The following is a 25,315-nucleotide window of genomic DNA, read 5'->3' as shown; positions in this document are numbered from 1 at the left end:
GCGTGCGCTGTCGGTGTCCACCACCGATCATGTCTGCCACGATCAGACACATGAAGAATTTCGCAGTCAAGACGATCGCCAACGCGGGTGCGCTGGCCGTGGCCATCTGGCTGATCGGGAACATCACTCTGGAGGGCGGCTCCACCGGCCGCAAGGTCCTCACCCTGATCCTGGTCGCGCTGATCTTCGGTCTGGTGAACGTCCTGGTCAAGCCGCTGGTCCAGCTCCTGACGTTTCCGCTGTTCATCCTGACCCTCGGACTGATCACCCTGGTGGTCAACGCCCTGATGCTGCTGCTGACCTCCTGGCTGGCCGGCGTCTTCGACCTCAGCTTCCACGTCGAGGGCTTCTGGACCGCCGTACTCGGCGCCCTGATCATCTCGGTCGTCTCCTGGGCCCTCAACATGGTCCTGCCGGACGAGGACTGAACACGGCCTCTCCCCGGGCCGCCCGACCACTTACGGACACGGATTACGGAGCAGCATGAGCACCATGGGCGACGGAACGCGCGCGGTACGCGCCGGCCTTCCCGAACCGGAGCAGTACGAGCCGACCCTGCCCGGGCCGGTCTTCGCCGCGCACTTCCACCTCTCCGGCGAACCGGTGGGCCCCTATACCTACGGCCGGGACACCAACCCGACATGGACCCACCTGGAGCGGGCCATCGGCGAGCTGGAGGCGCCCGGCGAGGACGTGAGCACCACGGTGTTCGCCTCCGGCATGGCGGCGATCACCGCCGTACTGCTCTCCCACGTCCGCACCGGCGACACCGTGGTGCTGCCGGAGGACGGCTACCAGGCGCTGCCGCTCGTACGGGAGCAGTTGACGGCCTTCGGCGTCGAGGTGCGGACCGCGCCGACCGGTGGCGACGCCCAGTTGGCGCTGCTGGAGGGGGCGAAGCTGCTGTGGATCGAGAGCCCCTCCAACCCGGGCCTCGACGTCTGCGACATCCGGCGGCTCGTGGCCGCCGCGCACGAGGCGGGCGCGCTGGTCGCCGTCGACAACACCCTGGCCACACCGATCGGCCAGCGCCCGCTGGAGCTCGGCGCGGACTTCTCGGTCGCCAGTGACACCAAGGGCATGACCGGGCACGGCGACATCCTGCTGGGCCATGTCACCTGCCGCGATCCCCTGCTGACCGCCGATGTACGGCGCTGGCGCAAGGTGGTCGGAGCGATTCCGGGCCCGATGGAGGCCTGGCTCGCCCACCGGTCGCTGGCCACGCTCCACCTGCGCATCGACCGGCAGTGCACCACCGCTCTGGCCCTCGCCGAGGCGCTGGCCAAGCGGACCGAGGTCACCGGGCTGCGGTATCCGGGGCTCCCCGCCGACCCGTCGTACGGGATCGCCGTGCGCCAGATGCGGCGCTTCGGTTCGGTGGTGTCGTTCGAGCTGGCCGACCGGGAGACGGCGGAGCGCTTCCTCTCCGCGCTGCGGCTGGTCGACGACGCGACGAGTTTCGGGGGTGTACGGTCCACCGCCGAACGCCGGGGGCGCTGGGGCGGCGACGCCGTGCCGGAGGGCTTCATCCGCTTCTCCGTCGGCGCGGAGGACCCGGAGGACCTGCTGGCGGACGTCGAGCGGGCGCTGGACGAGGCGGCCCGGTAGGCCGGAGGAGTTTCAGACGGGCCCGCGCGGGCCACTCTCTTGCCATGACCGAACGTCCTGTGGTCAAGCGCACCGCACGCGCCGTCCTGCTCGACGGCGACGACCTCGTCCTCATCAAGCGCACGAAGCCGGGGGTCGATCCTTACTGGCTCACGCCCGGCGGCGGGGTCGAGCCGGAGGACGCCACCGTCGTCGACGCCCTCCACCGCGAGGTCGACGAGGAGCTCGGCGCCAAGATCGTCGATGTGGTCCCCTGCTTCGTCGACACCGTCGAGCACATCGCGGACGGCGGCGTCACCGGAGTGAAGGTCCAGCACTTCTTCGTCTGCCGGCTCGTGTCGATGGACGTCACCCAGCGGCACGGCCCGGAGATCGACGAACCCTGCGGAGAGTACGAGATCGTCCGGGTGCCGTTCAGCCGGGTCGGGATCGCCGCCGTCCACCTCGTACCGCTCTCCCTGCGCCACTATCTGGACGGCAACATCGAGGGCGTACGGGCGATGCACGCGCCCGATCTGAGCTGACGGCCGTTGGCCTGCCATAGGCGTCCGCCGCCGTGTTTCACGTGAAACATGACGGCGGACGCTTCGGTTCTCGGCCAGTTCCGGGAAACCGGTAGACGGGCGATCATCGCGTCGGACAGCCTGACCCCATGCACAGCCCCTCACCCCTGCCCCTCATCGACCTGCCCGTACGGCGCCTCACCCGGGGAGACCTGGTCTCCTGCGCCGACCTCTCCGAGGACCGGGGCTGGCCACGCGACGAGCACCGATGGGGGCTGCTGCTCTCCGCGGGCACGGGATACGGGATCGCGGAACCGGACGGGAAGGGTCTGGTCGCGGCCTGTGTGGTGACGTCGTACGGGCCCCGCCTGGCGGCCGTCGGCATGCTGCTCGTCGCCGGCCGCCACGCCCGCCGGGGGATCGCCCGACGGCTCATGCGCCATGTGATGGAGGAGACCGGGTCCACCCCGCTCGCCCTGTACGCCACGCCCGAGGGACAGCGGCTCTACGAGGAGCTCGGCTTCGCCCAGGTGGGCCGGACCGAGCGGGTCCTCGGCCGGTTCCGGGCGGAGGACCGGCCGTCGGCCGTGGCCCGGGATTCGGCGGTGACCATCCGCCCGGCCGCCGCGGACGACCTCCAGGCGATGGTCCGCCTCGACCTGCCGGTCTTCGGTATCGACCGTACGCACATCATCGCCCGGCTCCCGGCCTTCTCCGACCGGCTCCAGGTCGCGGAGGAGAACGGCGAGCTGACCGGTTACGCGGCCCTCTGGCCGAGCGGCGACGCCCATGTCGTCGGCCCGCTCGTCGCGCGCGACACAGCGACCGCCAAGGCCCTCGTCACCGCGCTGGCCGCCACGACGGACCGGCCGCTGCGGGCCGATGTCGACGCACGCCACGAGGAGCTGCTCGGCTGGCTGGTGGAGCGCGGCCTCGAACCGAGCTCCCGTACGGCGGTGATGACGTACGGCATCGAGGACCTCCCGGGCGACGCCACCCGCAGGTTCGCCCCGCTCACCATCGCGACGGGCTGACGCCCCTGCTGCGAGTGCCCGGCCTCAGACGAGGCAGTCCGCCGCGGCGGACGCGAACCCGTGGTCCTGCTCCGGCGCTCCTCCGCCGACCCCGATGGCGCCGATCAGCCGGCCGCCGCGGTGCAGCGGAATACCGCCGGCGATGAAGAGCAGCGGGCGGTCCAGCGCGGTCGGCAGGGTGTGGAAGAGCCCGCCGGGCTGCACGGCGTCGACCAGGTCCGCGGTGGGGGCGTCGAGCTGCAGCGCGGTGAACGCCTTGCGGGTGCTGGTCTCCCCGGCGATGAGGACCGCGCGGTCGTCGCGCCGGAAGGCCAGCAGGTGGCCGCCCGCGTCCACGACGCTCACGGCGACGGCGACACCGGCCGCCTCGGCGGCGCCGCGGGCGGCTGTGACGAGAGCCTCGGCGTCCTGGATGGTCAGCGGTGCGACAGCGGTGGTGGTGCTCATGGGACTGCTCCTGATCGTTGTGCGGTGGGGTGAGTGGTGCGGGGCCCCGGGGGGCCTCAGTGCCGGGCCGGGGCGGTGACCGGCGCGGGACTGCTCCCGGCGACGATCCGACCTTCGGCTCCGGCGGTACGGCGCTCCAGCAGGCCGGAGACCACGGCCAGCACCAGGGCGGACGCGGCGAGGACCGCGCCGACCCAGTTGGGGGCGGTGTAGCCGAGACCGGCGGCGATCACGAGGCCGCCTAGCCAGGCGGAGAGGGCGTTGCCGAGGTTGAAGGCACCGATGTTGACCGCGGAGGCCAGGGTGGGGGCGCCCGCCGCCTGGTCGAGGACCCGCTTCTGCAGCGGGGGCACGGTCGCGAAGCCGAGGGCACCGATGAGGACGATGGTGACGGCCGCGGCGACCTTGTTGTGGGCCGTCACGGTGAACAGGCCGAGGACGAGGGCGAGCGCGCCGAGCGAGACGTACAGCATCGGCATCAGATGGCGGTCGGCGAACCGGCCGCCCACCAGGTTGCCGCCCACCATGCCGAGGCCGAAGAGGACCAGCAGCCAGGTGACGGAGGAGGCCGAGTAGCCGGCGATCTCGGTCATCATCGGGGTGATGTAGGTGATCGCGGCGAAGACTCCGCCGAAGCCCAGGACGGTCATGGCCATCGCGAGCAGGACCTGGACGTTGCGGAACGCGGCCAGTTCGTGGCGGACGCGTACGCCTTCGGGCTTGGGCTGCTCGGGGACGAGCTTCGCCACTCCGGCGAGACCGATCGCCCCGAGGAGCGCCACGAGGACGAACGTGGTCCGCCAGCCCGCGGACTGCCCGATGTAGGTGCCGAGCGGGACGCCGACGACGTTGGCGACGGTGAGTCCGGTGAACATCATGGCGATGGCCCCGGCCTTCTTCTGCGGGGCGACGAGATCGGCCGCGACCACCGAGCCGATGCCGAAGAAGGCACCGTGCGCGAGGGAGGCGACCACCCGGCCGGCGAGCATGACGCCGAAGACGGGGGCGAGGGCGGACACGACGTTGCCCACGATGAACAGCCCCATCAGGAGCATCAGCATCCGCTTACGGGTGACCCGGGTACCCAGCAGGGTCATCAGCGGGGCGCCGAGGACGACCCCGAGCGCGTAGCCGGTCACCAGGAAGCCTGCGGTCGGGATCGAGACCTGGAAGTCCGCCGCGACCTCGGGGAGCAACCCCATGATCACGAACTCGGTCGTTCCGATCCCGAATGCCCCGATGGCCAGCGCGAGGAGCGCGAGCGGCATGGGTTTTCACCTTCCCTGAAGATTGCGTCTGCGCCTTACAAGCGTTCACAATAATTGCAGACGCTGGTTAATTGCAAACGCGGGCTATTGCAGGCGTCCCCTATCCTGGAACCACGCAGCTCCCGCCCGGAGGAGAGACCATGACCGCGACCGACCCCGCCCTGACCGCCCTCGCCCAGGGCTGGTGCGCCCTCTCCCTGCTCCACGGGAGGATCGAGGCCCGCATCGAGCGCGCCCTCCAGTCGGGCCACGGGCTCAGCGCGCGGGAGTACTCGCTGCTCGACGTGTTGAGCCGGCAGCACAGCGGCCCCGGCGGCCATCTCCAGATGAAGCAGGTCGCCGACGCCGTGGTCCTCAGCCAGAGCGCCACCACCCGGCTGGTCACGAGGCTGGAGGACCGCGGGCTGCTGACCCGGTATCTCTGCGACACCGACCGGCGGGGCATCTACACCGATGTCACCGAGGCCGGGCTCACCCTGCTCACGGAGGCCCGGCCGACCAACGACAGCGCCTTGCGAGCGGCGCTGGACGAGGCGTCGGAGAACCCTGAGCTCGCCCCTCTGGTCCGGGCGGTCGAAGAGCTGAAGGCCCCGGTCTGACACCTGCGGAGCGCGTACGCTGCCGCTCATGAGCGATCTTGAGATACGCCCCGTTGCCGAGACCGATCTCGACGCCGTGGTGGCCATGCTGGCCGACGACCCGCTCGGCGCGCAGCGCGAGTCGCCGGACGACCTCACCCCGTACCGCGCCGCCCTCCGACGGCTGGCGGACGACCCGAACCAGCACGTCGTCGTCGCCGTCCGCGAGGACCGCGTGGTCGGGACCCTCCAGCTCACCGTGGTCCCCGGGCTGTCCCGGCGCGGCGCCACCCGTTCGATCATCGAGGGCGTCCGCGTCCACACCGACGAGCGGGGCAGCGGGCTCGGTACGCAGCTCATCCAGTGGGCGGTCGACGAATCCCGCCGCCAGGACTGCCAGTTGGTGCAGCTGACCTCGGATGTCACCCGCGAGGACGCGCACCGCTTCTACGAGCGGCTCGGCTTCACGGCCAGCCACGTGGGCTTCAAGCTGGCTCTCTGAGGGGCCCACTCTGCGAACGACAACGGCCGGTGGGGTGGGTGTTTCACGTGAAACACCCACCCCACCGGCCGTCACCGCTCAGGCGTCAGCCGCTGATCCCCCGCCAGCCCGCCGGGTCCAGTCCACCCGGAACATCGGCGCCCGCCTCATAGGGCTCACGGGTGAAGGCGAACGAGCCGAGGTCGAGGTGGTCGACCGAGCCGTCCTCCCTGCGTACGACGCGAAGGATCTCCCCCGCGTAGTAGTCGTCCTGGCCCGTCCAGGTGCCGTCCGGCCGGGGCGTGAAGGCCGCTCCCCGACCGGTGCCGCCCAGCGGCCTGAGCTCCAGCCCCCGGCCCCCGGTCAGCCGCAGCGTGAACGTGTGGGTCCCCCAGTGCCAGATCCCGGTCAGGGCCAGCAGCTCCTCGTCGGCCTCGGGCAGCGGGCGCCAGGGCTCCGGGATCCGCGGCTCCGCGTCCGCGACGATGCTCAGGAGTTCGGCGGCCACCGTGGCGGCGGGCAGCCCCGAGGTGGCGTTGGCGAGGGCGACCGCGGCGACGTCGTCGTCCTCGCTGAACCACAGGCCGGCGACGAACCCGGGCAGCGAACCCGCGTGCCCGAACAGGACGCGACTGTCGGTCTTCACCACCTGCAGCCCGAGGCCGTAGGCGTTGCCCCCGCCCTCGGCGGCGGGCGCGGCGGGCGTCCGCATCTCCCGTACGGAAGCGGCCGACAGGACCCGGTCGTCGCCCTCGACCAGGAAGGCGGCGAAGCGCAACAGGTCGGCCGCGGTGGACCAGAGCTGACCGGCGGGCGCCATCAGTCCCAGATCCTCGGCAGGCTCGCTCACCACCACATCGGCCCAGGGATGAACGGCCCAGCCCTCCGCGTACGGAGCGACCGGCCCGCCCGTCGTACGGTGCATGCCCAGCGGCTCCAGGACCTCGCGGCGCAGCGCCTCCTCCCAGGAGACTCCGCGGACCGCTTCGATCAGCGAACCGAGCAGGGTGTAGCCGGGGTTGGAGTAGTGGAAGCGGTGGCCCACCGGGTGCATGTGCGGCCGCTCGCCGAGCACATCGGACAGCTCCGGCCGCAGGGTCCCCGGGGTCCGCTCCCACCAGGGGGCGGGCGCCTCGGCGCCGAGCCCCGCGCTGTGGCCGAGCAGTTGGAAGACGGTCGCGCCGCCCGCTCCGGTGCCGGGAAGGTGCTTCTCCACCTGGTCGTCCAGGTCGATCAGCCCCTCGTCCCGCAGCCGCAGAACCAGAACCGCGGTGAACGTCTTGGTGATCGAGCCGATCCGGTACTGCGTATCGGCGTCCGGTACCTGCCCCTCCAGGCCCGTACGCCCCCCGCTCCACGCGATCCGGCCCTCCCGCTGCACGGCGGCCGCGAGGGAGGGCGCCCGGCCGTCCCGCTGTGCTGTGGCAAGGCGGTGGAGGAGGGAGCGCCGGGTGCTGGGGAGCAGTTCTTCACGGGGAGAAGTCATGGTCAACCCTTACCCGACGGGCTGCCGCCTGACGAGGGGATTACCGGGCGCGCAACCCCTGCGAGAAGGCGTCAGCGCTTCCGGCCGTACGTCCGCACCACAGTCCCGTTCCCGAAGGTCCGCGCCTTCTCCAGCGTGAACTGGTGGGGCGTGAACCCGGACCCGAACATCGGCATCCCGGAGCCGTACACCAGCGGATAGGTCTTGATCACGAGCTCGTCGATCTCGTCGGCCAACTGCCCCGCCAGCTGAGATCCGCCGCAGAGCCAGATATCCAGCCCGCTCTCCTCCGCCTTCAGCTCTCCGACCCTACCGACCACGTCCTCCGCGATCAGCTCCACGTTCGGATCCGGCGACTCGGTGAGCGTCCGGGAGGCGACGAACTCGCGCATATGGCCGTAAGGGCTCGTCACCCCTATGTCCAGGCCCACCTGATAGGTGGCCCGGCCCTGGACCACGGTGTCGAAGCGTCGGTTCTCCAGGTGCTCGATCCCCAGGGCCTTGCGGCCCGGAGCCGCGATCGTCTCCGGATACTCCTCCTTGAGGAAAGCGATGAACTCCTCGTCGACGAAGGCCATCATCGCCTCGGCATCACCCTGCGGGTCACCGATGAAGCCGTCGATCGAACAGGCGATGAAGTAGGTGAGCTTGCGCATGTGTTCCCCGTTCCGCGTGCCGACGCGGGCTCGACGGCCCAGGACGAGGCGGCGGCCGGGTCACCAGGGTGACGCGCCGCAACCACGACACTTATAGTGCTTCAGGTGTAGTGGTCGCGCAACCTCTTTCCGGGGACGACGAGCAGGAGAAGAACTCATGGCGAAGAACCCCGAGCGCAGGGTGGCTCTCACGGACGCCGCGATCGAGGTCCTGGCGCAGGAGGGGGCCCGGGGGCTCACCTTCCGCGCCGTGGACGCCCGGGCCGGCGTGCCGATGGGCACCGCGTCGAACTACTTCAGCAGCCGTGACGACCTGTTCATGCAGACAGGCGCCCGCATCCACGACCGGATGGCCCCGGACCCGGCCCAGGTCGAACAGGCACTGCGCCCCGCACCCTCCCGTGAACTGGTCGCCGAGCTGATGCACTGGCTGGTCCGGCGGATGGCCGACGACCCCACCGGCTACCTGGCCCTGCTGGAACTCCGTCTGGAGGCGACCCGCCGCCCCGAGCTACGGGCGCAGCTGACCCGGACCGTCCGGACGGCCTTCGAGGAGAGCGCCGCCTTCCACCGCGACACGGACCTCCCCGGCGACCACTCCGCGTTCCTCGTCCTCTACCTGGCCATGACCGGCGTACTCCTGGAGCACTTCACCCTGCCGGACATGCTTGGGGACATCGCCCTCGACACCTTGGTGGACACGGTCGTGGAGCGGATCATTCCGGTCCTGTGACGCGGCTGTGCTGCGGGCCCTCAGGTCTGCGCCATGTCCACGAAGCGCGAGTAGTGGCCCTGGAAGGCCACGGTGATGGTCGCCGTCGGGCCGTTACGGTGCTTGCCGACGATGATGTCGGCCTCGCCCGCGCGCGGGGACTCCTTCTCGTAGGCGTCCTCGCGGTGGAGCAGGATGACCATGTCGGCGTCCTGCTCGATGGAGCCGGACTCACGCAGGTCGGACACCATCGGCTTCTTGTCCGTACGCTGCTCGGGGCCACGGTTCAGCTGCGAGAGCGCGATCACCGGGACCTCCAGCTCCTTGGCCAGCAGCTTGAGGTTTCGGGACATGTCCGAGACCTCCTGCTGGCGGCTCTCGGACCGCTTCGACCCGCCGGCCTGCATCAGCTGCAGATAGTCGATGATCACGAGCTTGATGTCGTTGCGCTGCTTGAGCCGACGGCACTTCGCGCGGATCTCCATCATCGACAGGTTGGGGGAGTCGTCGATGTAGAGCGGAGCGGCCGAGACCTCGGGCATGCGGCGCGCGAGCCGCGTCCAGTCCTCGTCCGTCATCGTGCCGGACCGCATGTGGTGCAGGGCCACCCGCGCCTCGGCCGACAGCAGGCGCATCGCGATCTCGTTGCGCCCCATCTCGAGGGAGAAGATGACGCTGGGCAGGTTGTTCTTGATCGACGCGGCCCGGGCGAAGTCCAGTGCCAGCGTGGACTTGCCCATGGCGGGGCGGGCCGCGATGACGATCATCTGGCCGGGGTGCATGCCGTTCGTCAGGGCGTCGAGGTCGGTGAAGCCCGTCGGGACGCCGGTCATCTCGCCGCTGCGCGACCCGATGGCCTCGATCTCGTCGAGCGCGCCCTCCATGATGTCGCCGAGGGGGAGGTAGTCCTCGCTGGTGCGCTGCTCGGTGACCGCGTAGATCTCGGCCTGGGCGGAGTTGACGATCTCGTCGACGTCCCCGTCGGCCGCGTATCCCATCTGCGTGATCTTCGTGCCGGCCTCGACGAGCCGCCGGAGGACCGCCCGCTCGTGGACGATCTCCGCGTAGAAGGAGGCGTTGGCGGCGGTCGGGACGGACTGCACCAGGGTGTGCAGGTACGGCGCCCCGCCGACCTTGGTGATCTCCCCGCGCTTGACCAGCTCCGCGGCGACCGTGATCGGGTCGGCGGGCTCGCCCTTGGCATAGAGGTCGAGGATCGCCGTGAAGACGGTCTCGTGCGCCGGGCGGTAGAAGTCGTGCCCCTTGATGACCTCGACGACCTCGGCGATGGCGTCCTTGGACAGCAGCATGCCGCCGAGGACCGACTGCTCCGCGTCCAGGTCCTGGGGAGGCACCCGTTCGAACGAGGGGGAGCCACCGCCCCAGCCCTCGTCGGAGCCTCGGTCGTGCCGGTCCTCGCGGCCCCCCTTGCGCTCCCCGCGACGCTGGCGGGCGGGCAGACGGTCGCCGGGACCGGCCTCGGTCCAGGGGTCGTCCAAAGGCTCGGGGATGCTCACCCGGCCCACCTCCTCCCGTCCGCTTCGCGGACCTAGCCGTGCCACTCTTTCTTACGGCACGGCGCTGACAAACAAGTCGCCCGACTCCGCTTCCGGCGCGTCTGGTTCTGGTGATTCCGGTGCCGGAACGGAGTGCGGGCGCCGGACCACGGTAGGCCTGTCCGCACCGTCAGCCAATCTGGTTATCCACAGGGCATGTGGATGACGGACCAGATGCTGTGGAGAAGTCCGCAGAACCTGTGCACGGAACGGGGGACAGCACTGTGGACAAACTCATAGCAGGACCACCATCACTGGCTTGACCTGCATGTTCTCCATCCACTGACTGTGGGGGAGAAAAACTTTCGCCCCAATTTCAAGATCACTGCGAACGGCTCCAGGATGAAGACCCCAGCAGGGCTCAGGTAAGGGGCACAGGGCCATTGCATCTCTTACCTGTGGAAGATTAGATTAACCCTCATGACTCCGGCCCCCACCACTCCCCGAACAGGCCGTCGACGGCACGACCGCGAGATCATCGCCCTCGCCGTACCGGCGTTCGGCGCGCTGGTCGCCGAGCCCCTGTTCGTCATGGTCGACAGCGCCGTCGTCGGCCACCTCGGCACCCCGCAACTGGCCGGTCTCGGGATCGCCGCGGCCCTGCTGATGACCGCCGTGAGCATCTTCGTCTTCCTCGCCTACGCCACCACGGCCGCCGTCGCCCGCCGTGTCGGGGCGGGCGATCTGCCCGCCGCGATCCGCCAGGGCATGGACGGCATCTGGCTCGCCCTGCTGCTCGGCGCCCTCGTCGTGGCACTCGCCATCCCCTCGGCCCCCTGGCTCGTCGACGTCTTCGGCGCCTCCGACACCGCCGCCCCGTACGCCATCACGTATCTGCGGATCTCCAGCTTCGGCATCCCGGCGATGCTCGTCGTTCTCGCCGCCACCGGCGTGCTGCGCGGACTCCAGGACACCCGTACCCCGCTGTACGTCGCCATCGGCGGCTTCACGGCGAACGGCATCCTCAACGTGACCCTCGTCTACGGGGCCGGGCTCGGCATCGCCGGATCCGCCTGGGGCACGGTGATCGCCCAGGTGGGTATGGCCGTCGCCTACCTCGTCGTGGTCGTACGCGGAGCCCGTAGGCACGGCGCCTCCCTCCGCCCCGACGCCGCCGGCATCCGGGCCAGCGCCCGCGCCGGCGTGCCGCTCCTGGTCCGGACCCTGTCGCTCCGGGCCGTCCTCATGATCGCCACCGCCGTGGCCGCGCGGCTCGGCGACACCGACATCGCCGCGCACCAGATCATCCTCTCCCTCTGGAGCCTGACCGCGTTCGCACTCGACGCCATCGCCATCGCCGGTCAGGCGATCATCGGCCGGTACCTGGGGGCGAACGACGAGAAGGGCGCCCGCGAGGCCTGCCGTCGCATGGTGGAGTGGGGCATCGGCTGCGGCATCGCACTCGGGGTGCTGATCATGCTCGCCCGGCCCCTCTTCATCCCGCTCTTCACCAGCGATCCTGCGGTGAAGGACACCCTGCTCCCCGCGCTCCTGGTCGTGGCGGTCTCGCAGCCGATCGCCGGGGTGGTCTTCGTCCTGGACGGTGTCCTGATGGGAGCGGGAGACGGACGCTACCTCGCGGTGGCCATGCTGGTGACGCTGGCCGTCTTCGCCCCCGTCGCGCTTCTGGTGCCTGCCCTCGGCGGCGGCCTCACCGCCCTCTGGTGGGCGATGACGCTGATGATGGCCGTCCGGCTGATCACCCTCTGGGTGCGTACCCGCTCCGGCCGGTGGATCGTCACCGGAGCGACCCGCTGATCCGCGGGCTCCGCGGACCGTTTCACGTGAAACATGTGGGTGTGTTTCACGTGAAACACACCCACACAGCAAAGGGCCGCACCCCCAACGGGATGCGGCCCTTCACCTGCTCTGCTGAGCTCTGCCCTTAGGCAGCAACGACCTCGACGGCCAGCTTCGCAGCGACCTCGGGGTGCAGACGGACGGACACCTGGTGCCCGCCGAGCGTCTTGATCGGCGAACCGAGCTCGACGCGACGCTTGTCGACGTCCGGACCACCGGCGGCCTTGATCGCCGAAGCGACGTCAGCCGGAGTGACCGAGCCGAAGAGACGGCCGGCGTCGCCGGAGCGAACAGCCAGACGGACCTTCACGCCCTCGAGCTTGGCCTTGATCTCGTTGGCCTGCTCGATCGTCGCGATCTCGTGGATCTTGCGGGCGCGGCGGATCTGCGCCACGTCCTTCTCGCCGCCCTTGGTCCAGCGAATGGCGAAGCCACGCGGGACCAGGTAGTTGCGGGCGTACCCGTCCTTGACGTCGACGACGTCGCCGGCGGTGCCGAGGCCGGAGACCTCGTGGGTGAGGATGATCTTCATGCTGTTGTCACCCTTCCCTTATCGCGCGGTGGACGTGTAGGGCAGCAGCGCCATCTCACGGCTGTTCTTGACAGCCGTGGCGACGTCACGCTGGTGCTGCGTGCAGTTGCCGGTGACGCGGCGGGCACGGATCTTGCCGCGGTCGGAAATGAACTTCCGCAGCATGTTCGTGTCCTTGTAGTCCACGTACTGGGTCTTGTCCTTGCAGAACGCGCAGACCTTCTTCTTAGGCTTGCGCACAGGCGGCTTCGCCATGGTGTTTCTCCTGTGTGATCAAGAAGTGGGGGTACGAGCCGCCCTAGAAGGGGGGCTCGTCCGAGTAGCCGCCGCCGGAGCCACCGGAGCCGCCGGAACCACCGGGGCTTCCGCCCCAGCCGCTCCCGCCACCCTGCTGGCCACCGCCCTGCTGGCCGCCGGACGGCGCGCCGGTCGCCCACGGGTCGTCGGCGGGAGCACCGCCGCCGCCCTGCTGGCCACCGCCACCGGGACCGCCGCCCCAGTTGCCGCCACCCTGCTGGCCGCCACCGCCGCCGTATCCGCCCTGGCCGCCCTGACCGCCGCGACCGGTGGTCTTGGTGACCTTGGCCGTGGCGTTCTTGAGGCTGGGGCCGACTTCCTCGACGTCCAGCTCGTAGACCGTGCGCTTGACGCCCTCACGGTCCTCGTAGGACCGCTGCTTCAGCCGGCCCTGCACGACGACGCGCATGCCTCGCTGGAGCGACTCCGCGACGTTCTCCGCCGCCTGACGCCAGACCGAGCAGGTGAGGAACAGGCCTTCGCCGTCCTTCCACTCATTGGTCTGCCGGTCGAAGATGCGGGGAGTGGACGCGACACGGAACTTCGCGACCGCCGCACCGGACGGGGTGAAGCGCAGCTCGGGGTCGTCGACGAGATTGCCGACGACCGTGATGACGGTCTCGCCTGCCATGGGTGAACCTCTCGGCGGGATTGCTTCTGGCTGCTTGCTGCTACTCGGACCCGAAAACCGCTGAGCTAGATGCTCAGTGGATCTCGGGACGGAGGACCTTGGTCCGGAGGACCGACTCGTTCAGGTTCATCTGGCGGTCGAGCTCCTTGACGACCGCAGGCTCGGCCTGCAGGTCGATGACCGAGTAGATGCCCTCGGGCTTCTTCTTGATCTCGTAAGCGAGCCGACGACGGCCCCAGGTGTCGACCTTCTCCACCTTTCCGTTGCCCTCACGGACGACGGAGAGGAAGTTCTCGATCAGCGGGGAGACTGCTCGCTCCTCGAGATCGGGGTCGAGGATGACCATCACCTCGTAGTGACGCATGTGGAACCCACCTCCTTTGGACTCAGCGGCCACGGTCGTTCCGTGGCAGGAGGGTCGTGATGCGTAGCGCAACGGCGTCTGGCGAAAAGAACGACCCGGCACTGACGATCCGCTCCCGGGAAGATTCCTGGGGGAGGGGCTCGCCGCGCTGGCCTGGGCAGACACCGGTGCAGACCGTACAGACTACCCGCAGACCGGCTTCCGGTTGAAATCCGGAGGTCAGCGGCACATCCGGTCCGGATTCAGCGGCACATCCGGTCCGGATTCCGGAGGGCGCACACCGCGGGACACCGGAGGGCGGATCCTGCGGAATGCCGGAGGGCGGATCCGGAGTCCCAGGGGCACAATCGAGACAGATGCGGTGTGAGAGGCGCTACATTCCACCGCCCGTCCGGCCAGGAGGTCATCCATGGCACAGACCATTCGTCCCGCCGGCTCCCGGTCCACGACCGGCCGCCCCGCCACCGGCTCGCTCTTCGCGACGGACGGCGGGCCGCACCCCGTCCAGGACGTCCTGATGGCGGTGACCGGGGTGCTCGGTGTCCTCGCCTTCGTGACGGCGATGTTCCACCATCTGCACCTGATCAGCTCCTGGGCGGGGCTGATCGGGATCCTCACCGGCGTCTACGGCCAGTACATCTCGAAGACCACCTGGGAGAGGTTCGGCCTGATCATGGGGATCGGCGCCTCCGCGGTCGGCTTCTACCTCGGTATGGCGCACGGCGGCCTCTTCGGCGGCGTCATCACCTGACCGGCGCAGGACCCGGTGCGCCCGTCCACGCGGCCGCACCGGCCCGTCGCGGGCGTTCCGGCCCTACGCGGCCAGGCCGGGTGCCCCTCGGTCACAGTAGGCTTCGGCGCGAGAGCCGGAGCCCCTGACCGATGGGGACACACCTGCCGAGGAGCGCCCCGCATGAGCCTGACCCTGAGGACCATCAGCCGAGAGCAGCATCTGGCGTACATCCAGAGCCTGCCCTCGGCCAGTCACTGCCAGGTCCCGGCGTGGGCTGATGTGAAGACCGAATGGCGCTCGGAGAACCTGGGCTGGTTCGACAGAGACGGCGAGATGGTCGGTGCGGGCCTCGTCCTGTACCGCCAGCTTCCCAAGATCAAGCGCTACCTGGCGTACCTGCCTGAGGGCCCGGTCATCAACTGGTACGCGCCCAACCTGGACGACTGGCTCCAGCCGATGCTCGCCCACCTCAAGCAGCAGGGCGCCTTCTCCGTGAAGATGGGCCCGCCGGTGGTCATCCGGCGCTGGGACTCGGCGGCCATCAAGTCCGGCATCCAGGACCCGGACGTGAAGCGCCTGCGCGACGTCGAGGCCACCCACATCGAGCCGCGCGCCTTCGAGGTCGCGGACCGGCTGCGGAAGATGGGCTGGCAGCAGGGTGAGGACGGCGGCGCCGGATTCGGTGACGTACAGCCGCGTTACGTCTTCCAGGTGCCGCTGGCCAACCGCTCCCTGGAGGACGTCCTCAAGGGCTTCAACCAGTTGTGGCGCCGCAACATCAAGAAGGCCGACAAGGCCGGCGTCGAGGTCGTCCAGGGCGGCTACGAGGACCTGGCCGAGTGGCAGCGGCTCTACGAGATCACGGCCGTGCGCGACCACTTCCGCCCGCGCCCCCTCTCGTACTTCCAGCGCATGTGGACCGTCCTCAACTCCGAGGACCCCAACCGGATGCGGCTCTACTTCGCCCGCCACAACGGCGTGAACCTCTCCGCCGCCACGATGCTCGTCGTCGGCGGACACGTCTGGTACTCCTACGGGGCCTCGGACAACATCGGGCGCGAGGTCCGGCCGTCGAACGCCATGCAGTGGCGGATGCTCCGCGACAGCTACGCGATGGGCGCCACCGTCTACGACCTGCGCGGCATCAGCGACTCGCTGGACGAGAACGACCACCTCTTCGGCCTGATCCAGTTCAAGGTCGGCACCGGTGGCGAGGCGGTCGAGTACGTCGGCGAGTGGGACTTCCCCCTCAACAAGCTGCTCCACAAGGCGCTCGACATCTACATGTCGCGCCGCTGACGCGCTTCGATACGGCACGCGCTTCACCGCAGCACCAACCCAACGCATCCACCGCCACCAGAAAGGTTCCGGGCCGGCCATGGCGCTCTCCCTCTACGTCGACACCGCGCGCTGGCGGGCGCACCAGAAGTCCGTGATCGACCAGTTCCCCGGCCTCGTACCGGTCTGCAAGGGCAACGGGTACGGCTTCGGCCACGAGCGGCTCGCCGACGAGACGATCCGCTTCGGCTCCGACACCCTCGCCGTCGGCACGACGTACGAGGCCGCCACGATCAAGGACTGGTTCAGCGGCGACCTGCTCGTCCTGACCCCGTTCCGGCGCGGCGAGGAGCCCGTCCCGCTGCCGGACCGCGTCATCCGGTCCGTTTCCTCCGTCGACGGGGTGCACGCCCTGGTGGGCGCCCGGGTCGTCATCGAGTGCATGAGCTCGATGAAGCGCCACGGGGTCAAGGAGGAGGAGCTCGGGCTGCTGCACGCGGCGATCGAGGACGTACGCCTCGAAGGCTTCGCGCTGCACCTGCCGCTGGACCGTACCGACGGCTCGGACGCCGTCGAGGAGGTCATAGGGTGGATGGACCGGCTGCGCGCGGCCCGGCTGCCGCTGCACACCATGTTCGTCAGCCATCTGCGCGCCGAGGAGCTGGCCCGGCTCCAGCAGCAGTTCCCGCAGACCCGCTTCCGCGCCCGCATCGGGACCCGGCTCTGGCTGGGGGACCACGAGGCCACGGAGTACCGGGGGGCCGTCCTGGACGTCACGCCCGTCACCAAGGGCGACCGGTTCGGCTACCGCCAGCAGAAGGCGGCGTCCGACGGCTGGCTTGTCGTCGTCGCGGGCGGTACGTCCCACGGGGTCGGCCTGGAGGCGCCCAAGGCGCTGCACGGGGTGATGCCGCGGGCCAAGGGCGTCGCGCGCGCCGGTCTGGCCACGGTCAACCGCAACCTGTCGCCGTTCGTCTGGGCGGGCAAGCAGCGGTGGTTCGCCGAGCCGCCGCACATGCAGGTGTCGATCCTGTTCGTGCCCTCGGACGCGCAGGAGCCGCGGGTCGGTGACGAGCTGGTCGCCCATCTGCGCCACACGACCACGCAGCCCGACCGGCTCGTTGACCGCTGAGCGGGCCGCCCCGGGGCCGTATCGACCGCTGAGCGGGCCGCCCCGGGTCAGCGCTCCCGGGCCGCGCCCCACTCCACCTGAGGCCCGGTGACCGTCGGGGCCGTGTGCCCGGACGTCCGGGCGTCGGGGCCCAGCACGAACGCGTCCGGCGCCCCGTCGAGCACACCGCCCGACGGGTCGTCCGACCCGTCCCGGCGCACCGGGTCCTTCTCCGGGAGCAGGATGTCCCGGACGACCAGGGCGCACAGGTACAGCGTGCCCAGCAGGTGCAGGGCGATCGCGAGCTGGTAGCCCTCCTGCGGCAGCCCCTGGTGCTTGTCTCCGCCGCTCGTGTACGCGAGGTAGAACCAGATCCCCAGGAAGTACATGACCTCGCAGGCCTGCCAGATGAGGAAGTCGCGCCAGCGCGGCCGGGCCAGGACGGCGAGCGGGATCAGCCAGAGCACGTACTGCGGTGAGTAGACCTTGTTCGTCAGGATGAACGCGGCCACCACCAGGAACGCCAGTTGGGCGAAGCGCGGCCGGCGGGCGGCGGTGAGCGCCAGACCGGCGATGCCCGCGCAGAACACCACCATCAGGACCACGGAAGCGGTGTTCACCGTCTCCACGTCGATGGGCTTCCCGGTGCGCTGGGTGATGATCAGCCAGAAGGAGCCGAAGTCGATGGGCCGCTCCTGGCTGAAGGTGTAGAACTTCCGCCAGCCCTCGGGGGCGTAGAGCATCACCGGCAGGTTCACCGCCAGCCAGGCCGCCCCCGCGCCGAGCAGGGCGGTGCCGTACTCGCGCCATCTGCCGGCCCGCCAGCAGAGCACCAGGAGCGGGCCGAGGAGCAGGACGGGGTAGAGCTTGGCGGCCGTCGCGAGGCCGATGAGGACGCCGAACACGAGCACCCGGCCCCGCGACCACATGAGCATCGCGGCGGCCGTCAGGGCGACGGCCAGCAGGTCCCAGTTGATCGTGGCGGTGAGGGCGAACGCGGGGGCCAGCGCGACCAGCAGGCCGTCCCAGGGGCGCCGCCGGTGGGTGCGTACGGTGCACACGGCGATGACCACCGCGCAGATCATCAGCATGCCCGCGTTGACCATCCAGTACATCTGCTCGCGCTGCTGGATCGGGTCGCTGTCCGGCGTGAGGGTCAGCCAGGCGGCCACCTGCATGAAGACCCCGGTCAGTACGGGGTACTCCAGGTACTGCATGTCGCCGCTCAGCCGGTCGAAGTACGGCACCAGGCCGTCGGCGAAGCCGCGCCCCAGGAAGAGGTGCGGGATGTCGGAGTAGCAGGCGTGCGTGTACTGGGAGGTGGCTCCGCGGAACCACGCCCACTCGTAGCAGGGGATCTTCTGGACCATGCCGAGCGCGAACATCCCGATCATGGTCAGGGCGACGACCCGTACGGGCGTCAGCGGACCGTCGCCGAGCCGTGCCCAGCGCCCCGCCCGCCCGCCGAACAGCTCACTGCCGGCCGCCGCGACCTCGTCCTGATCGGTGGGCCGCACGACGGGCCGCTCCTGCTGCTGCACGCTCGTGTCCTCTGCGCTGGGGCTTGGCATGCCGCACATCCTGCCGTACGGGGCTGTGGCCGGGGCATGGACCGGCCCGGGACACGGGAGGAGGGCCCTCTGGCGGCCCGGAACGCGACGAGGGCCGCCGTACCCTTTCCGGTGCGGCGGCCCTCGTCCTACGGGCGTCCAGGGCCTGTCACGAGCCCTGCTGCGGTGCGGCTATCCGCCGTTGGCGCCGCTCCATAGAGTGCCGCCGCCATCGGCCCCGGCGTTCCCGCCACTGGCTCCTTCGGTGGTGCCGGTGTTGGCGCCGCCGTCGGCCCCCGCGGTGGCACCACCGTCGGCTCCGGCGTTGGCACCACCTTCGGTGGTGCCGGTGTTGGCGCCGCCGTCCGCTCCCGCGTTCGCGCCCCCGTCGGCTCCTTCGTTCGCTCCACCCCCGTTGGGGTTCTGGCACTCCCGGTCCCAGAAATCGCAGGTCTTGCTCGGCGTGGGTGACGGGGTGGTGGGCGTCGGGGACGGCTTCGGCGGCTCCGGCTTCTCGGTGGAGGGCGTCGGCGAAGGCGTCGGGCTCGGCGTCGGGGACGGGGTCGGGCTCGGACTGGCCGCGCCACCGCCCCAGACCTCCTCGCCGATGGGCTGCGGCTTCGGGAAGGAGAGGACCTTCTTGTTCTTCATCGCCGCGGTCATGTAGTCGTGCCAGATGGACGCCGGGAACGAGTTTCCGTGGATCTTCTTCTCGCCGCCGGTGCCGAACATCTTCTCGAACGTGCGCTTGGTGTTGGTCTCGTCGTCGTCCAGGCGGAACATGCTGATCGCCGTCGAGAGCTGCGGGGTGTAACCGACGAACCAGGCGGACTTGTTGCCGTCCGTCGTACCCGTCTTCCCCGCCGCCTCCCGTCCTTCGAGCCGCGCGGGCTGGCCGGTGCCGTTCTCCACCACGTTCTTCAGCACGTCCGTGACGTTGTCCGCGATGAGCGTGGAGAAGGCACGCTTGGACTGCTTCCGGTGCTGGAAGACGGGCTTGCCGTTCTGCTTCACCTCGGTGACGGAGTACGTGGGGTTCTGCTGGCCGCTCGTGGCGAAGGTGGCGTAGGCGCCCGCCATCCGGATGGCGCTGGGCGAGGACGTACCGATCGAGAACGACGGAACGGTGGAGTCCGCCATCATCCCGTCGTCCTTCAGGCCGGCGGCGACGGCGGCCTCCTTGACCTTGTCCGTCCCGACGTCCATACCGAGCTGCACGAAGGGGGAGTTGGCCGACTGCTCCATGGCGTGCCGCAGGTCGATCTCACCGTGGTCGTAGTCGCCGTCGTTCGTCTGGAGCCACCCCTTGTCGTCCTTGCCCTTCCAGACCTCGCCGTTGTAGTTCTTGATCTCCAGCTTGTTGTCGCCGTTGTAGATGCTCTCCGGCGAGACGATCGTGCGCTGGGAGTTGTCCTGCTGCGGCCCGAGCTTCGGATCGCGTACGCCGTACTGCATCGCCGCGGCCAGGACGAAGGGCTTCCACGTCGAACCGACCTGGGCGCCGGTGGCGTCGGCGTTGTTGGTGAAGTGCTTCGTCGCGTCCTGCCCGCCGTACGTGGCGAGAATGGCGCCCGTCCTGGTGTCCACCGAGGCACCGCCGAACTCCACGTGGGTGTCCGTCTCCGGGCGCTCCTCGGGACGGATCTTGGCCTTGTAGACCTTGTCCACCGCCTTGGCGAGGGCCTTCACCTTGCCCTCTTCGAAGGTGGTGTGGATCTCGAAGCCGCCGAGCTCCATGTCCTTGGCCTTGATGTTCTCGGTGTTGTTGGCGAGGAAGTACTTACGCGCCAGCTCCACCAGGTAGCCGGTCTGACCGCCCAGCTTGGCGTTCTTCTTCGGCTTCTGGGGCTCGGGGAAGTCCTTGTACTTCGCCCGCTCCTCCGCCGACATCTTGCCGTCCTTGACCTGCTCGTCGAGGATCCACTTCCAGCGGTCCTCGGCGCGTTCGCGGTTCTTCGCCGGGGTCGCGCCCTTAGGGTCGATGTCGGTGGCACCGGCCGGGTCGTAGTAGCTCGCACCCTTGAGCAGCGTCGCGAGGAACGCGCACTCGCTCGGGTTCAGGTCCGTGGCGTCCTTGTCGTAGTACGTACGGGCCGCGGCCTGCAGACCGGAGGCGCCGCGTCCGTAGTAGGAGACGTTGAGGTAGCCGGCCATGACCGTCTCCTTCTTCTCCTCCCCGGCGACCTTGAGGGTGATGAAGAGCTCTTTGAACTTCCGCGAGAGCGTCTGGTCCTGGTTGAGCCGCGAGTTCTTCACGTACTGCTGGGTGATGGTCGAACCACCCTGGGTCTGACCGCCCGTGGCCATGTTGAACACCGCGCGGCCGATGCCCTTGGGGTCGATGCCCTTGTCCGTCCAGAAGCTCTTGTTCTCGGCCGCGACCACGGCGTTGCGCATCGCCACGGGGATCTGCTCGTAGCTGATCTCCTGGCGGTTGGCCACCCCTCCGGTCGCCACCATCTGGTCGCCGTTGGCCCAGTAGTAGACGTTGTTCTGCGCCTTGGCGGCATCCTGGATGTTCGGCTTGTCGACCAGGGCGTACGAGACGCCTGCCACGCCGATCAGCGCGCCGAGGAAGCCCACGCAGAGGCCCGAGACGAGCTTCCACGAGGGCAGCCAGCGACGGAATCCGTACCGGCCGTGCCGCGGGTAGTCGATCATGCGCTTCTTGCCGGGAGGCACGGCGTCGCCGCCACCCCGCCGCCGGCCCCCGCCGCGCTGAGCCGCACGGCGGGCCTCAGCACGGCTGCCGTACTGGGGCTCCTCGCCCTGCGGCTCGGCATGTGACACGGAGGTGGCTCTGCGTGACGGCGCTGCTCGGCGTCCTGCCGACTGCTGGGCGGCTCGTCTGGCCGCGGCCCGCCCGCCACCTTGCGGCTGGGACGATTTGCGACGGTGCTCGCTCATGGAACGACTACTCCTCGGGCAGGCGAGAGCGCCTGGAAGCGGCAGTTGAGATCCGGTCCCCCCGAATTACGGACCAGCCCTGCGGAAGGCTCATCCGCAGTACATCCGGCAGTCCGCGATTACTGACGCACAACGGCGCCTCACGGTTCCCGGTGGTCTGCATGCCGCACAGACTACGCACGGTCAAAACCCTCCTAGGGCCGAACTTCACCCCAAACAACGCAAGTCGCTCCCTACGAATTGGCGATGTGACGCCGCTCACGAAGGTCACCCTTGTCGAACCTGTCGTACCGATCTATCGTGCTGATGTATCGAGTCGATACATCAGCACGACATAAGTACGTCGGTGGATCCGGCAGACGGTTCCCGCGGAACCAGCGGCAGAAGGAGGAGAAGCACGTGAGCCGACGCTCCGGCATCCTCGAGTTCGCCGTTCTCGGGCTGCTCCGCGAGTCGCCGATGCACGGCTACGAGCTGCGCAAACGCCTCAACACCTCGCTCGGCATCTTCCGCGCGTTCAGCTACGGGACCCTCTACCCGTGCCTCAAGACGCTGGTGGCCAGCGGCTGGTTGATCGAGGAGCCCTCCGGTGACGAGGCGGACACCACGCCCGCCTCGTCCCTCACCGGGCGCCGGGCGAAGATCGTCTACCGGCTGACGGCGGAAGGTAAGGAGCACTTCGAGGAGCTGCTCTCGCACACAGGTCCGGACGCCTGGGAGGACGAGCACTTCGCGGCCCGCTTCGCCTTCTTCGGCCAGACCGAACGCGACGTGCGGATGCGGGTGCTCGAAGGCAGGCGCAGCAGGCTGGAGGAGCGTCTGGAGAAGATGCGCGCCTCTCTCGCCCGCACACGTGAACGACTCGACGACTACACACTTGAGCTGCAGCGACACGGCATGGAGTCCGTGGAGCGCGAAGTGCGCTGGCTGAACGAGCTCATCGAGAGCGAGCGGTCGGGACGGGATCAGAGACGATCCTCGCCCGAGGGCTCTGCTCAGCAGGACACATCAGGAGAGACGGGCGGCCTGCCCCGGCACCGGGGTGACACCCCGCCGGATCCGTCCGACGACACCGCCAAGTGAAGTCACCGCATTCCGCGGGGACTTCATCGGAAACACCGATTACACAGGGAGCAACCGGAATGGGTTCGGTTCGCGTAGCCATCGTAGGCGTGGGCAACTGCGCCGCCTCGCTGGTGCAGGGCGTCGAGTACTACAAGGACGCAGATCCGGCCGGCAAGGTGCCCGGCCTGATGCACGTCCAGTTCGGCGATTACCACGTCGGCGACGTCGAGTTCGTCGCCGCCTTCGACGTCGACGCGAAGAAGGTCGGCCTCGACCTCGCGGACGCCATCGGCGCCAGCGAGAACAACACCATCAAGATCGCGGATGTGCCGAACACGGGCGTCACCGTCCAGCGCGGCCACACCCACGACGGTCTGGGCAAGTACTACCGCGAGACGATCGAGGAGTCCGCGGACGCCCCGGTCGACGTCGTCCAGGTCCTCAAGGACCAGCAGGTCGACGTTCTCGTCTGCTACCTCCCCGTCGGTTCCGAGGTCGCCGCGAAGTTCTACGCGCAGTGCGCCATCGACGCCAAGGTCGCCTTCGTCAACGCTCTCCCGGTCTTCATCGCCGGCACCAAGGAGTGGGCGGACAAGTTCACCGAGGCCGGTGTCCCGATCGTCGGCGACGACATCAAGTCCCAGGTGGGCGCCACCATCACGCACCGCGTGATGGCGAAGCTCTTCGAGGACCGCGGTGTCGTCCTGGACCGCACGATGCAGCTGAACGTCGGCGGCAACATGGACTTCAAGAACATGCTCGAGCGTGAGCGCCTGGAGTCCAAGAAGATCTCGAAGACGCAGGCCGTCACCTCGCAGATCCGTGACCGCGAGCTCGGTGCGGACAACGTCCACATCGGCCCCTCCGACTACGTGGCCTGGCTGGACGACCGCAAGTGGGCGTACGTCCGCCTTGAGGGCCGTGCCTTCGGTGACGTTCCGCTGAACCTGGAGTACAAGCTCGAGGTGTGGGACTCCCCGAACTCGGCCGGTGTCATCATCGACGCCGTCCGCGCCGCGAAGATCGCCAAGGACCGCGGCATCGGCGGCCCGATCCTCTCGGCTTCGAGCTACTTCATGAAGTCCCCGCCCGTGCAGTACTTCGACGACGAGGCCCGCGAGAACGTCGAGAAGTTCATCGCCGGCGACACCGAGAGCTGAACCGGCTCGCACGCATGACCGCATCACCGGAGCACTGAGCGGAGACGCTCACCTCCTCCTGCCGCACGTGGGGGGTCCCCGGGCAATCCGCCCGCGGACCCCCCACGTGTGTGACGCTTGCTCCCATGTCTGTCGCGCGTGATCTGGGCACTCTCCTGCGCCTGCGGAACTTCCGCCGCCTGCTCACCGTGCGGCTCCTCTCCCAGTCCGCCGACGGCGTCTACCAGGTCGCCCTCGCCGCGTACGTCGTCTTCTCGCCGGAGAAGCAGACCTCGGCGGCCGCCATCGCCTCGGCCATGGCGGTCCTCCTGCTCCCGTACTCGCTGATCGGCCCCTTCGCGGGCGTCCTGCTGGACCGCTGGCCCCGCCGCCAGGTCTTCCTGTACGGGAACCTCCTGCGGGCCGCCCTGGCCTCCTGCACGGCCCTGCTGATCCTCGCCTCGGTACCGGACTGGCTCTTCTACGCCTCGGCCCTCAGCGTCACCGCCGTCAACCGCTTCGTGCTGGCAGGGCTCTCCGCCGCACTGCCACGGGTGGTCGACGACGAGCGGCTCGTCATCGCCAACTCGCTCTCCCCGACGGCCGGCACCCTCGCCGCCACCGCGGGCGGTGGCCTCGCCTTCGTCGTACGGCTGGTGGCCGACGAGTCGGACGCGGCGGTCGTCCTGCTGGGGGCCGTGCTCTATCTGCTCTCCGCGCTGGCGTCGCTGAGCCTGCCGCGCACGCTGCTGGGGCCCGATCCCGACGGAACGCCCCTCCGGCTGCGGGCCGCACTGACCGTCACGGCCCACGGGCTCGTCGCCGGACTCCGCCACCTGGGAGAGCGGACCCACGCGGCCCGGGCGCTGGCCGCGATGACCGTGCTCCGCTTCTGCTACGGCGCGCTCACCGTGATGGTGCTCATGCTCTGCCGCTACGCCTGGTCGGACGGCGACTCCGACGGACTGGCCCTGCTCGGCCTGGCGGTCGGGGCCTCCGGCGCGGGATTCTTCGTCGCCGCCGTGGTGACCCCCTGGGCCGTGGGGCGGCTCGGACGGTACGGATGGATCACGGCCTGCGCCGGATCCGCGGCCGTCCTGGTTCCGGCTCTGGGGCTCTCCTTCACCCCCGTGCCGATGCTGATCGCCGCCTTCGTGCTCGGCGTCGTGACCCAGGGATCGAAGATCGCGACAGACACCGTCGTCCAGACGTCGGTGGACGACTCCTTCCGCGGCCGGGTCTTCTCGCTCTACGACGTGCTCTTCAACGTCGCGTTCGTGGGCGCGGCCGGGGTCGCCGCGCTGCTGCTCCCGCCGGACGGCAGATCCGTCGCCGTGGTGGCCGGAGTGGCCGTGCTGTACGCGGCCGTCGCGGTGGCCATGTTCCGTGGGCGCTACACGAGCAGCGGCGGGTAGCCGGCCTCGGATGTGTTGAGGGGATGTGCTGAGGGGCGTTGTTTCACGTGAAACAACGCCCCTCAGCACATCCGGTGGGGGGGTTTTTTTTAGGTTAAAAAAAACCCCCCCCCACCACCCCCGGCCCCGCCCCCCAAACATGAGAGGCCCCCCCCCCCCCGGCC

25 protein-coding genes are annotated in these 25,315 nt (G+C 69.5%); 14 read left to right on the top strand and 11 right to left on the bottom strand.

The annotated features are described in order from the left end of the window. The first annotated feature begins 50 nt into the window (after positions 1-50). The 4 genes from ACFWRT_RS12215 to ACFWRT_RS12200 all read left to right on the top strand — a co-directional run bounded on the left by ACFWRT_RS12215 (position 51) and on the right by ACFWRT_RS12200 (position 3,145). Positions 51-428 carry a phage holin family protein gene (locus tag ACFWRT_RS12215; RefSeq protein WP_380951681.1) on the top strand — a complete coding sequence of 126 codons (378 nt, stop codon included), beginning with the start codon at positions 51-53 and terminating at the stop codon, positions 426-428. 55 nt (positions 429-483) lie between these two features. After that, positions 484-1,608 (top strand): cystathionine gamma-lyase, encoded by a 1,125-nt coding sequence (locus ACFWRT_RS12210; RefSeq protein ID WP_380951680.1) that lies wholly within the window; start codon positions 484-486, stop codon positions 1,606-1,608. A gap of 44 nt (positions 1,609-1,652) precedes the next feature. Continuing rightward, the gene (locus tag ACFWRT_RS12205; protein ID WP_380951679.1) at positions 1,653-2,132 is read left to right on the top strand and encodes an NUDIX domain-containing protein; all 480 of its coding nucleotides are present in this window, start codon (positions 1,653-1,655) and stop codon (positions 2,130-2,132) included. Positions 2,133-2,260: 128 nt separating this feature from the next. Continuing rightward, positions 2,261-3,145 (top strand): GNAT family N-acetyltransferase, encoded by an 885-nt coding sequence (locus ACFWRT_RS12200; RefSeq protein ID WP_380951678.1) that lies wholly within the window; start codon positions 2,261-2,263, stop codon positions 3,143-3,145. Between the two features lie 24 nt (positions 3,146-3,169). Here ACFWRT_RS12200 and ACFWRT_RS12195 read toward each other — a convergent pair whose 3' ends face one another. Together ACFWRT_RS12195 and ACFWRT_RS12190 are read right to left on the bottom strand one after the other, a co-directional pair. Then, positions 3,170-3,592, bottom strand: coding sequence for a GlcG/HbpS family heme-binding protein (locus ACFWRT_RS12195; protein WP_380951677.1), 423 nt, complete (start codon positions 3,590-3,592; stop codon positions 3,170-3,172). A gap of 56 nt (positions 3,593-3,648) precedes the next feature. Continuing rightward, positions 3,649-4,860, bottom strand: coding sequence for an MFS transporter (locus ACFWRT_RS12190; RefSeq protein ID WP_380951676.1), 1,212 nt, complete (start codon positions 4,858-4,860; stop codon positions 3,649-3,651). A gap of 140 nt (positions 4,861-5,000) precedes the next feature. Between ACFWRT_RS12190 and ACFWRT_RS12185 the strand changes: the two genes are divergently transcribed. Both ACFWRT_RS12185 and ACFWRT_RS12180 read left to right on the top strand, forming a co-directional pair. Next, complete coding sequence (locus tag ACFWRT_RS12185) at positions 5,001-5,459, top strand: MarR family winged helix-turn-helix transcriptional regulator (RefSeq protein WP_380951675.1); 459 nt, start codon at positions 5,001-5,003, stop codon at positions 5,457-5,459. Between the two features lie 28 nt (positions 5,460-5,487). Continuing rightward, complete coding sequence (locus ACFWRT_RS12180; RefSeq protein WP_380951674.1) at positions 5,488-5,940, top strand: GNAT family N-acetyltransferase; 453 nt, start codon at positions 5,488-5,490, stop codon at positions 5,938-5,940. Positions 5,941-6,025: 85 nt separating this feature from the next. Here ACFWRT_RS12180 and ACFWRT_RS12175 read toward each other — a convergent pair whose 3' ends face one another. Then, positions 6,026-7,405, bottom strand: a complete 1,380-nt coding sequence (locus ACFWRT_RS12175; RefSeq protein WP_380955822.1) for a serine hydrolase domain-containing protein — start codon at positions 7,403-7,405, stop codon at positions 6,026-6,028. Positions 7,406-7,476: 71 nt separating this feature from the next. Then, the gene (locus ACFWRT_RS12170) at positions 7,477-8,061 is read right to left on the bottom strand and encodes a dihydrofolate reductase family protein (protein ID WP_380955823.1); all 585 of its coding nucleotides are present in this window, start codon (positions 8,059-8,061) and stop codon (positions 7,477-7,479) included. Between the two features lie 157 nt (positions 8,062-8,218). Between ACFWRT_RS12170 and ACFWRT_RS12165 the strand changes: the two genes are divergently transcribed. Next, positions 8,219-8,794 carry a TetR/AcrR family transcriptional regulator gene (locus tag ACFWRT_RS12165; RefSeq protein WP_380955824.1) on the top strand — a complete coding sequence of 192 codons (576 nt, stop codon included), beginning with the start codon at positions 8,219-8,221 and terminating at the stop codon, positions 8,792-8,794. Between the two features lie 20 nt (positions 8,795-8,814). On the opposite strand, the gene dnaB is transcribed toward ACFWRT_RS12165, so the two are convergent. Further along, positions 8,815-10,290, bottom strand: coding sequence for a replicative DNA helicase (gene dnaB, locus ACFWRT_RS12160; RefSeq protein WP_380955826.1), 1,476 nt, complete (start codon positions 10,288-10,290; stop codon positions 8,815-8,817). 459 nt (positions 10,291-10,749) lie between these two features. Between dnaB and ACFWRT_RS12155 the strand changes: the two genes are divergently transcribed. Further along, entirely contained in the window at positions 10,750-12,087 is a 1,338-nt protein-coding gene (locus ACFWRT_RS12155; protein ID WP_380955828.1) for an MATE family efflux transporter, read from the top strand. A 127-nt stretch (positions 12,088-12,214) separates the two neighbouring features. On the opposite strand, the gene rplI is transcribed toward ACFWRT_RS12155, so the two are convergent. The 4 genes from rplI to rpsF all read right to left on the bottom strand — a co-directional run bounded on the left by rplI (position 12,215) and on the right by rpsF (position 13,953). Then, on the bottom strand, positions 12,215-12,661 hold the full coding sequence (rplI, locus tag ACFWRT_RS12150; protein WP_018513854.1) for a 50S ribosomal protein L9: 447 nt from the start codon (positions 12,659-12,661) through the stop codon (positions 12,215-12,217). Between the two features lie 18 nt (positions 12,662-12,679). Beyond that, a complete protein-coding gene (gene rpsR, locus ACFWRT_RS12145; RefSeq protein WP_003967857.1) occupies positions 12,680-12,916 on the bottom strand; it encodes a 30S ribosomal protein S18 in 237 nt (78 codons plus the stop codon). Positions 12,917-12,959: 43 nt separating this feature from the next. Beyond that, positions 12,960-13,589 (bottom strand): single-stranded DNA-binding protein, encoded by a 630-nt coding sequence (locus ACFWRT_RS12140; RefSeq protein WP_326704764.1) that lies wholly within the window; start codon positions 13,587-13,589, stop codon positions 12,960-12,962. Between the two features lie 73 nt (positions 13,590-13,662). Further along, a complete protein-coding gene (gene rpsF / locus ACFWRT_RS12135) occupies positions 13,663-13,953 on the bottom strand; it encodes a 30S ribosomal protein S6 (RefSeq protein WP_015609864.1) in 291 nt (96 codons plus the stop codon). Between the two features lie 409 nt (positions 13,954-14,362). On the opposite strand from rpsF, the gene ACFWRT_RS12130 reads away from it, so the two are divergent. From ACFWRT_RS12130 to ACFWRT_RS12120, 3 genes are all read left to right on the top strand, one after another. Beyond that, the gene (locus ACFWRT_RS12130; protein ID WP_380955829.1) at positions 14,363-14,704 is read left to right on the top strand and encodes a hypothetical protein; all 342 of its coding nucleotides are present in this window, start codon (positions 14,363-14,365) and stop codon (positions 14,702-14,704) included. Positions 14,705-14,866: 162 nt separating this feature from the next. Beyond that, positions 14,867-15,985, top strand: a complete 1,119-nt coding sequence (locus tag ACFWRT_RS12125) for a lipid II:glycine glycyltransferase FemX (RefSeq protein WP_380955831.1) — start codon at positions 14,867-14,869, stop codon at positions 15,983-15,985. Between the two features lie 79 nt (positions 15,986-16,064). After that, positions 16,065-17,096 (top strand): alanine racemase, encoded by a 1,032-nt coding sequence (locus ACFWRT_RS12120; RefSeq protein WP_018513858.1) that lies wholly within the window; start codon positions 16,065-16,067, stop codon positions 17,094-17,096. Positions 17,097-17,143: 47 nt separating this feature from the next. On the opposite strand, the gene ACFWRT_RS12115 is transcribed toward ACFWRT_RS12120, so the two are convergent. Then, positions 17,144-18,646 (bottom strand): glycosyltransferase family 87 protein, encoded by a 1,503-nt coding sequence (locus ACFWRT_RS12115; RefSeq protein WP_380955832.1) that lies wholly within the window; start codon positions 18,644-18,646, stop codon positions 17,144-17,146. A gap of 171 nt (positions 18,647-18,817) precedes the next feature. Then, on the bottom strand, positions 18,818-21,286 hold the full coding sequence (locus tag ACFWRT_RS12110; protein WP_380955836.1) for a transglycosylase domain-containing protein: 2,469 nt from the start codon (positions 21,284-21,286) through the stop codon (positions 18,818-18,820). A gap of 645 nt (positions 21,287-21,931) precedes the next feature. On the opposite strand from ACFWRT_RS12110, the gene ACFWRT_RS12105 reads away from it, so the two are divergent. From ACFWRT_RS12105 to ACFWRT_RS12095, 3 genes are all read left to right on the top strand, one after another. Further along, the gene (locus tag ACFWRT_RS12105; RefSeq protein WP_356062753.1) at positions 21,932-22,615 is read left to right on the top strand and encodes a PadR family transcriptional regulator; all 684 of its coding nucleotides are present in this window, start codon (positions 21,932-21,934) and stop codon (positions 22,613-22,615) included. Positions 22,616-22,674: 59 nt separating this feature from the next. Further along, positions 22,675-23,757: an inositol-3-phosphate synthase gene (locus tag ACFWRT_RS12100; RefSeq protein WP_380955834.1), complete on the top strand. Its 1,083-nt coding sequence runs from the start codon at positions 22,675-22,677 to the stop codon at positions 23,755-23,757. A 125-nt stretch (positions 23,758-23,882) separates the two neighbouring features. Beyond that, a complete protein-coding gene (locus ACFWRT_RS12095) occupies positions 23,883-25,151 on the top strand; it encodes an MFS transporter (RefSeq protein ID WP_380955835.1) in 1,269 nt (422 codons plus the stop codon). Positions 25,152-25,315: the final 164 nt, after the last annotated feature.

It is taken from the genome of Streptomyces cyaneofuscatus (assembly GCF_042718795.1).
Classification (GTDB): domain Bacteria; phylum Actinomycetota; class Actinomycetes; order Streptomycetales; family Streptomycetaceae; genus Streptomyces; species Streptomyces cyaneofuscatus_A.
Note: the sequence above shows the minus strand (reverse complement) of the source record. Positions and strands in the feature narration are given on the sequence as shown.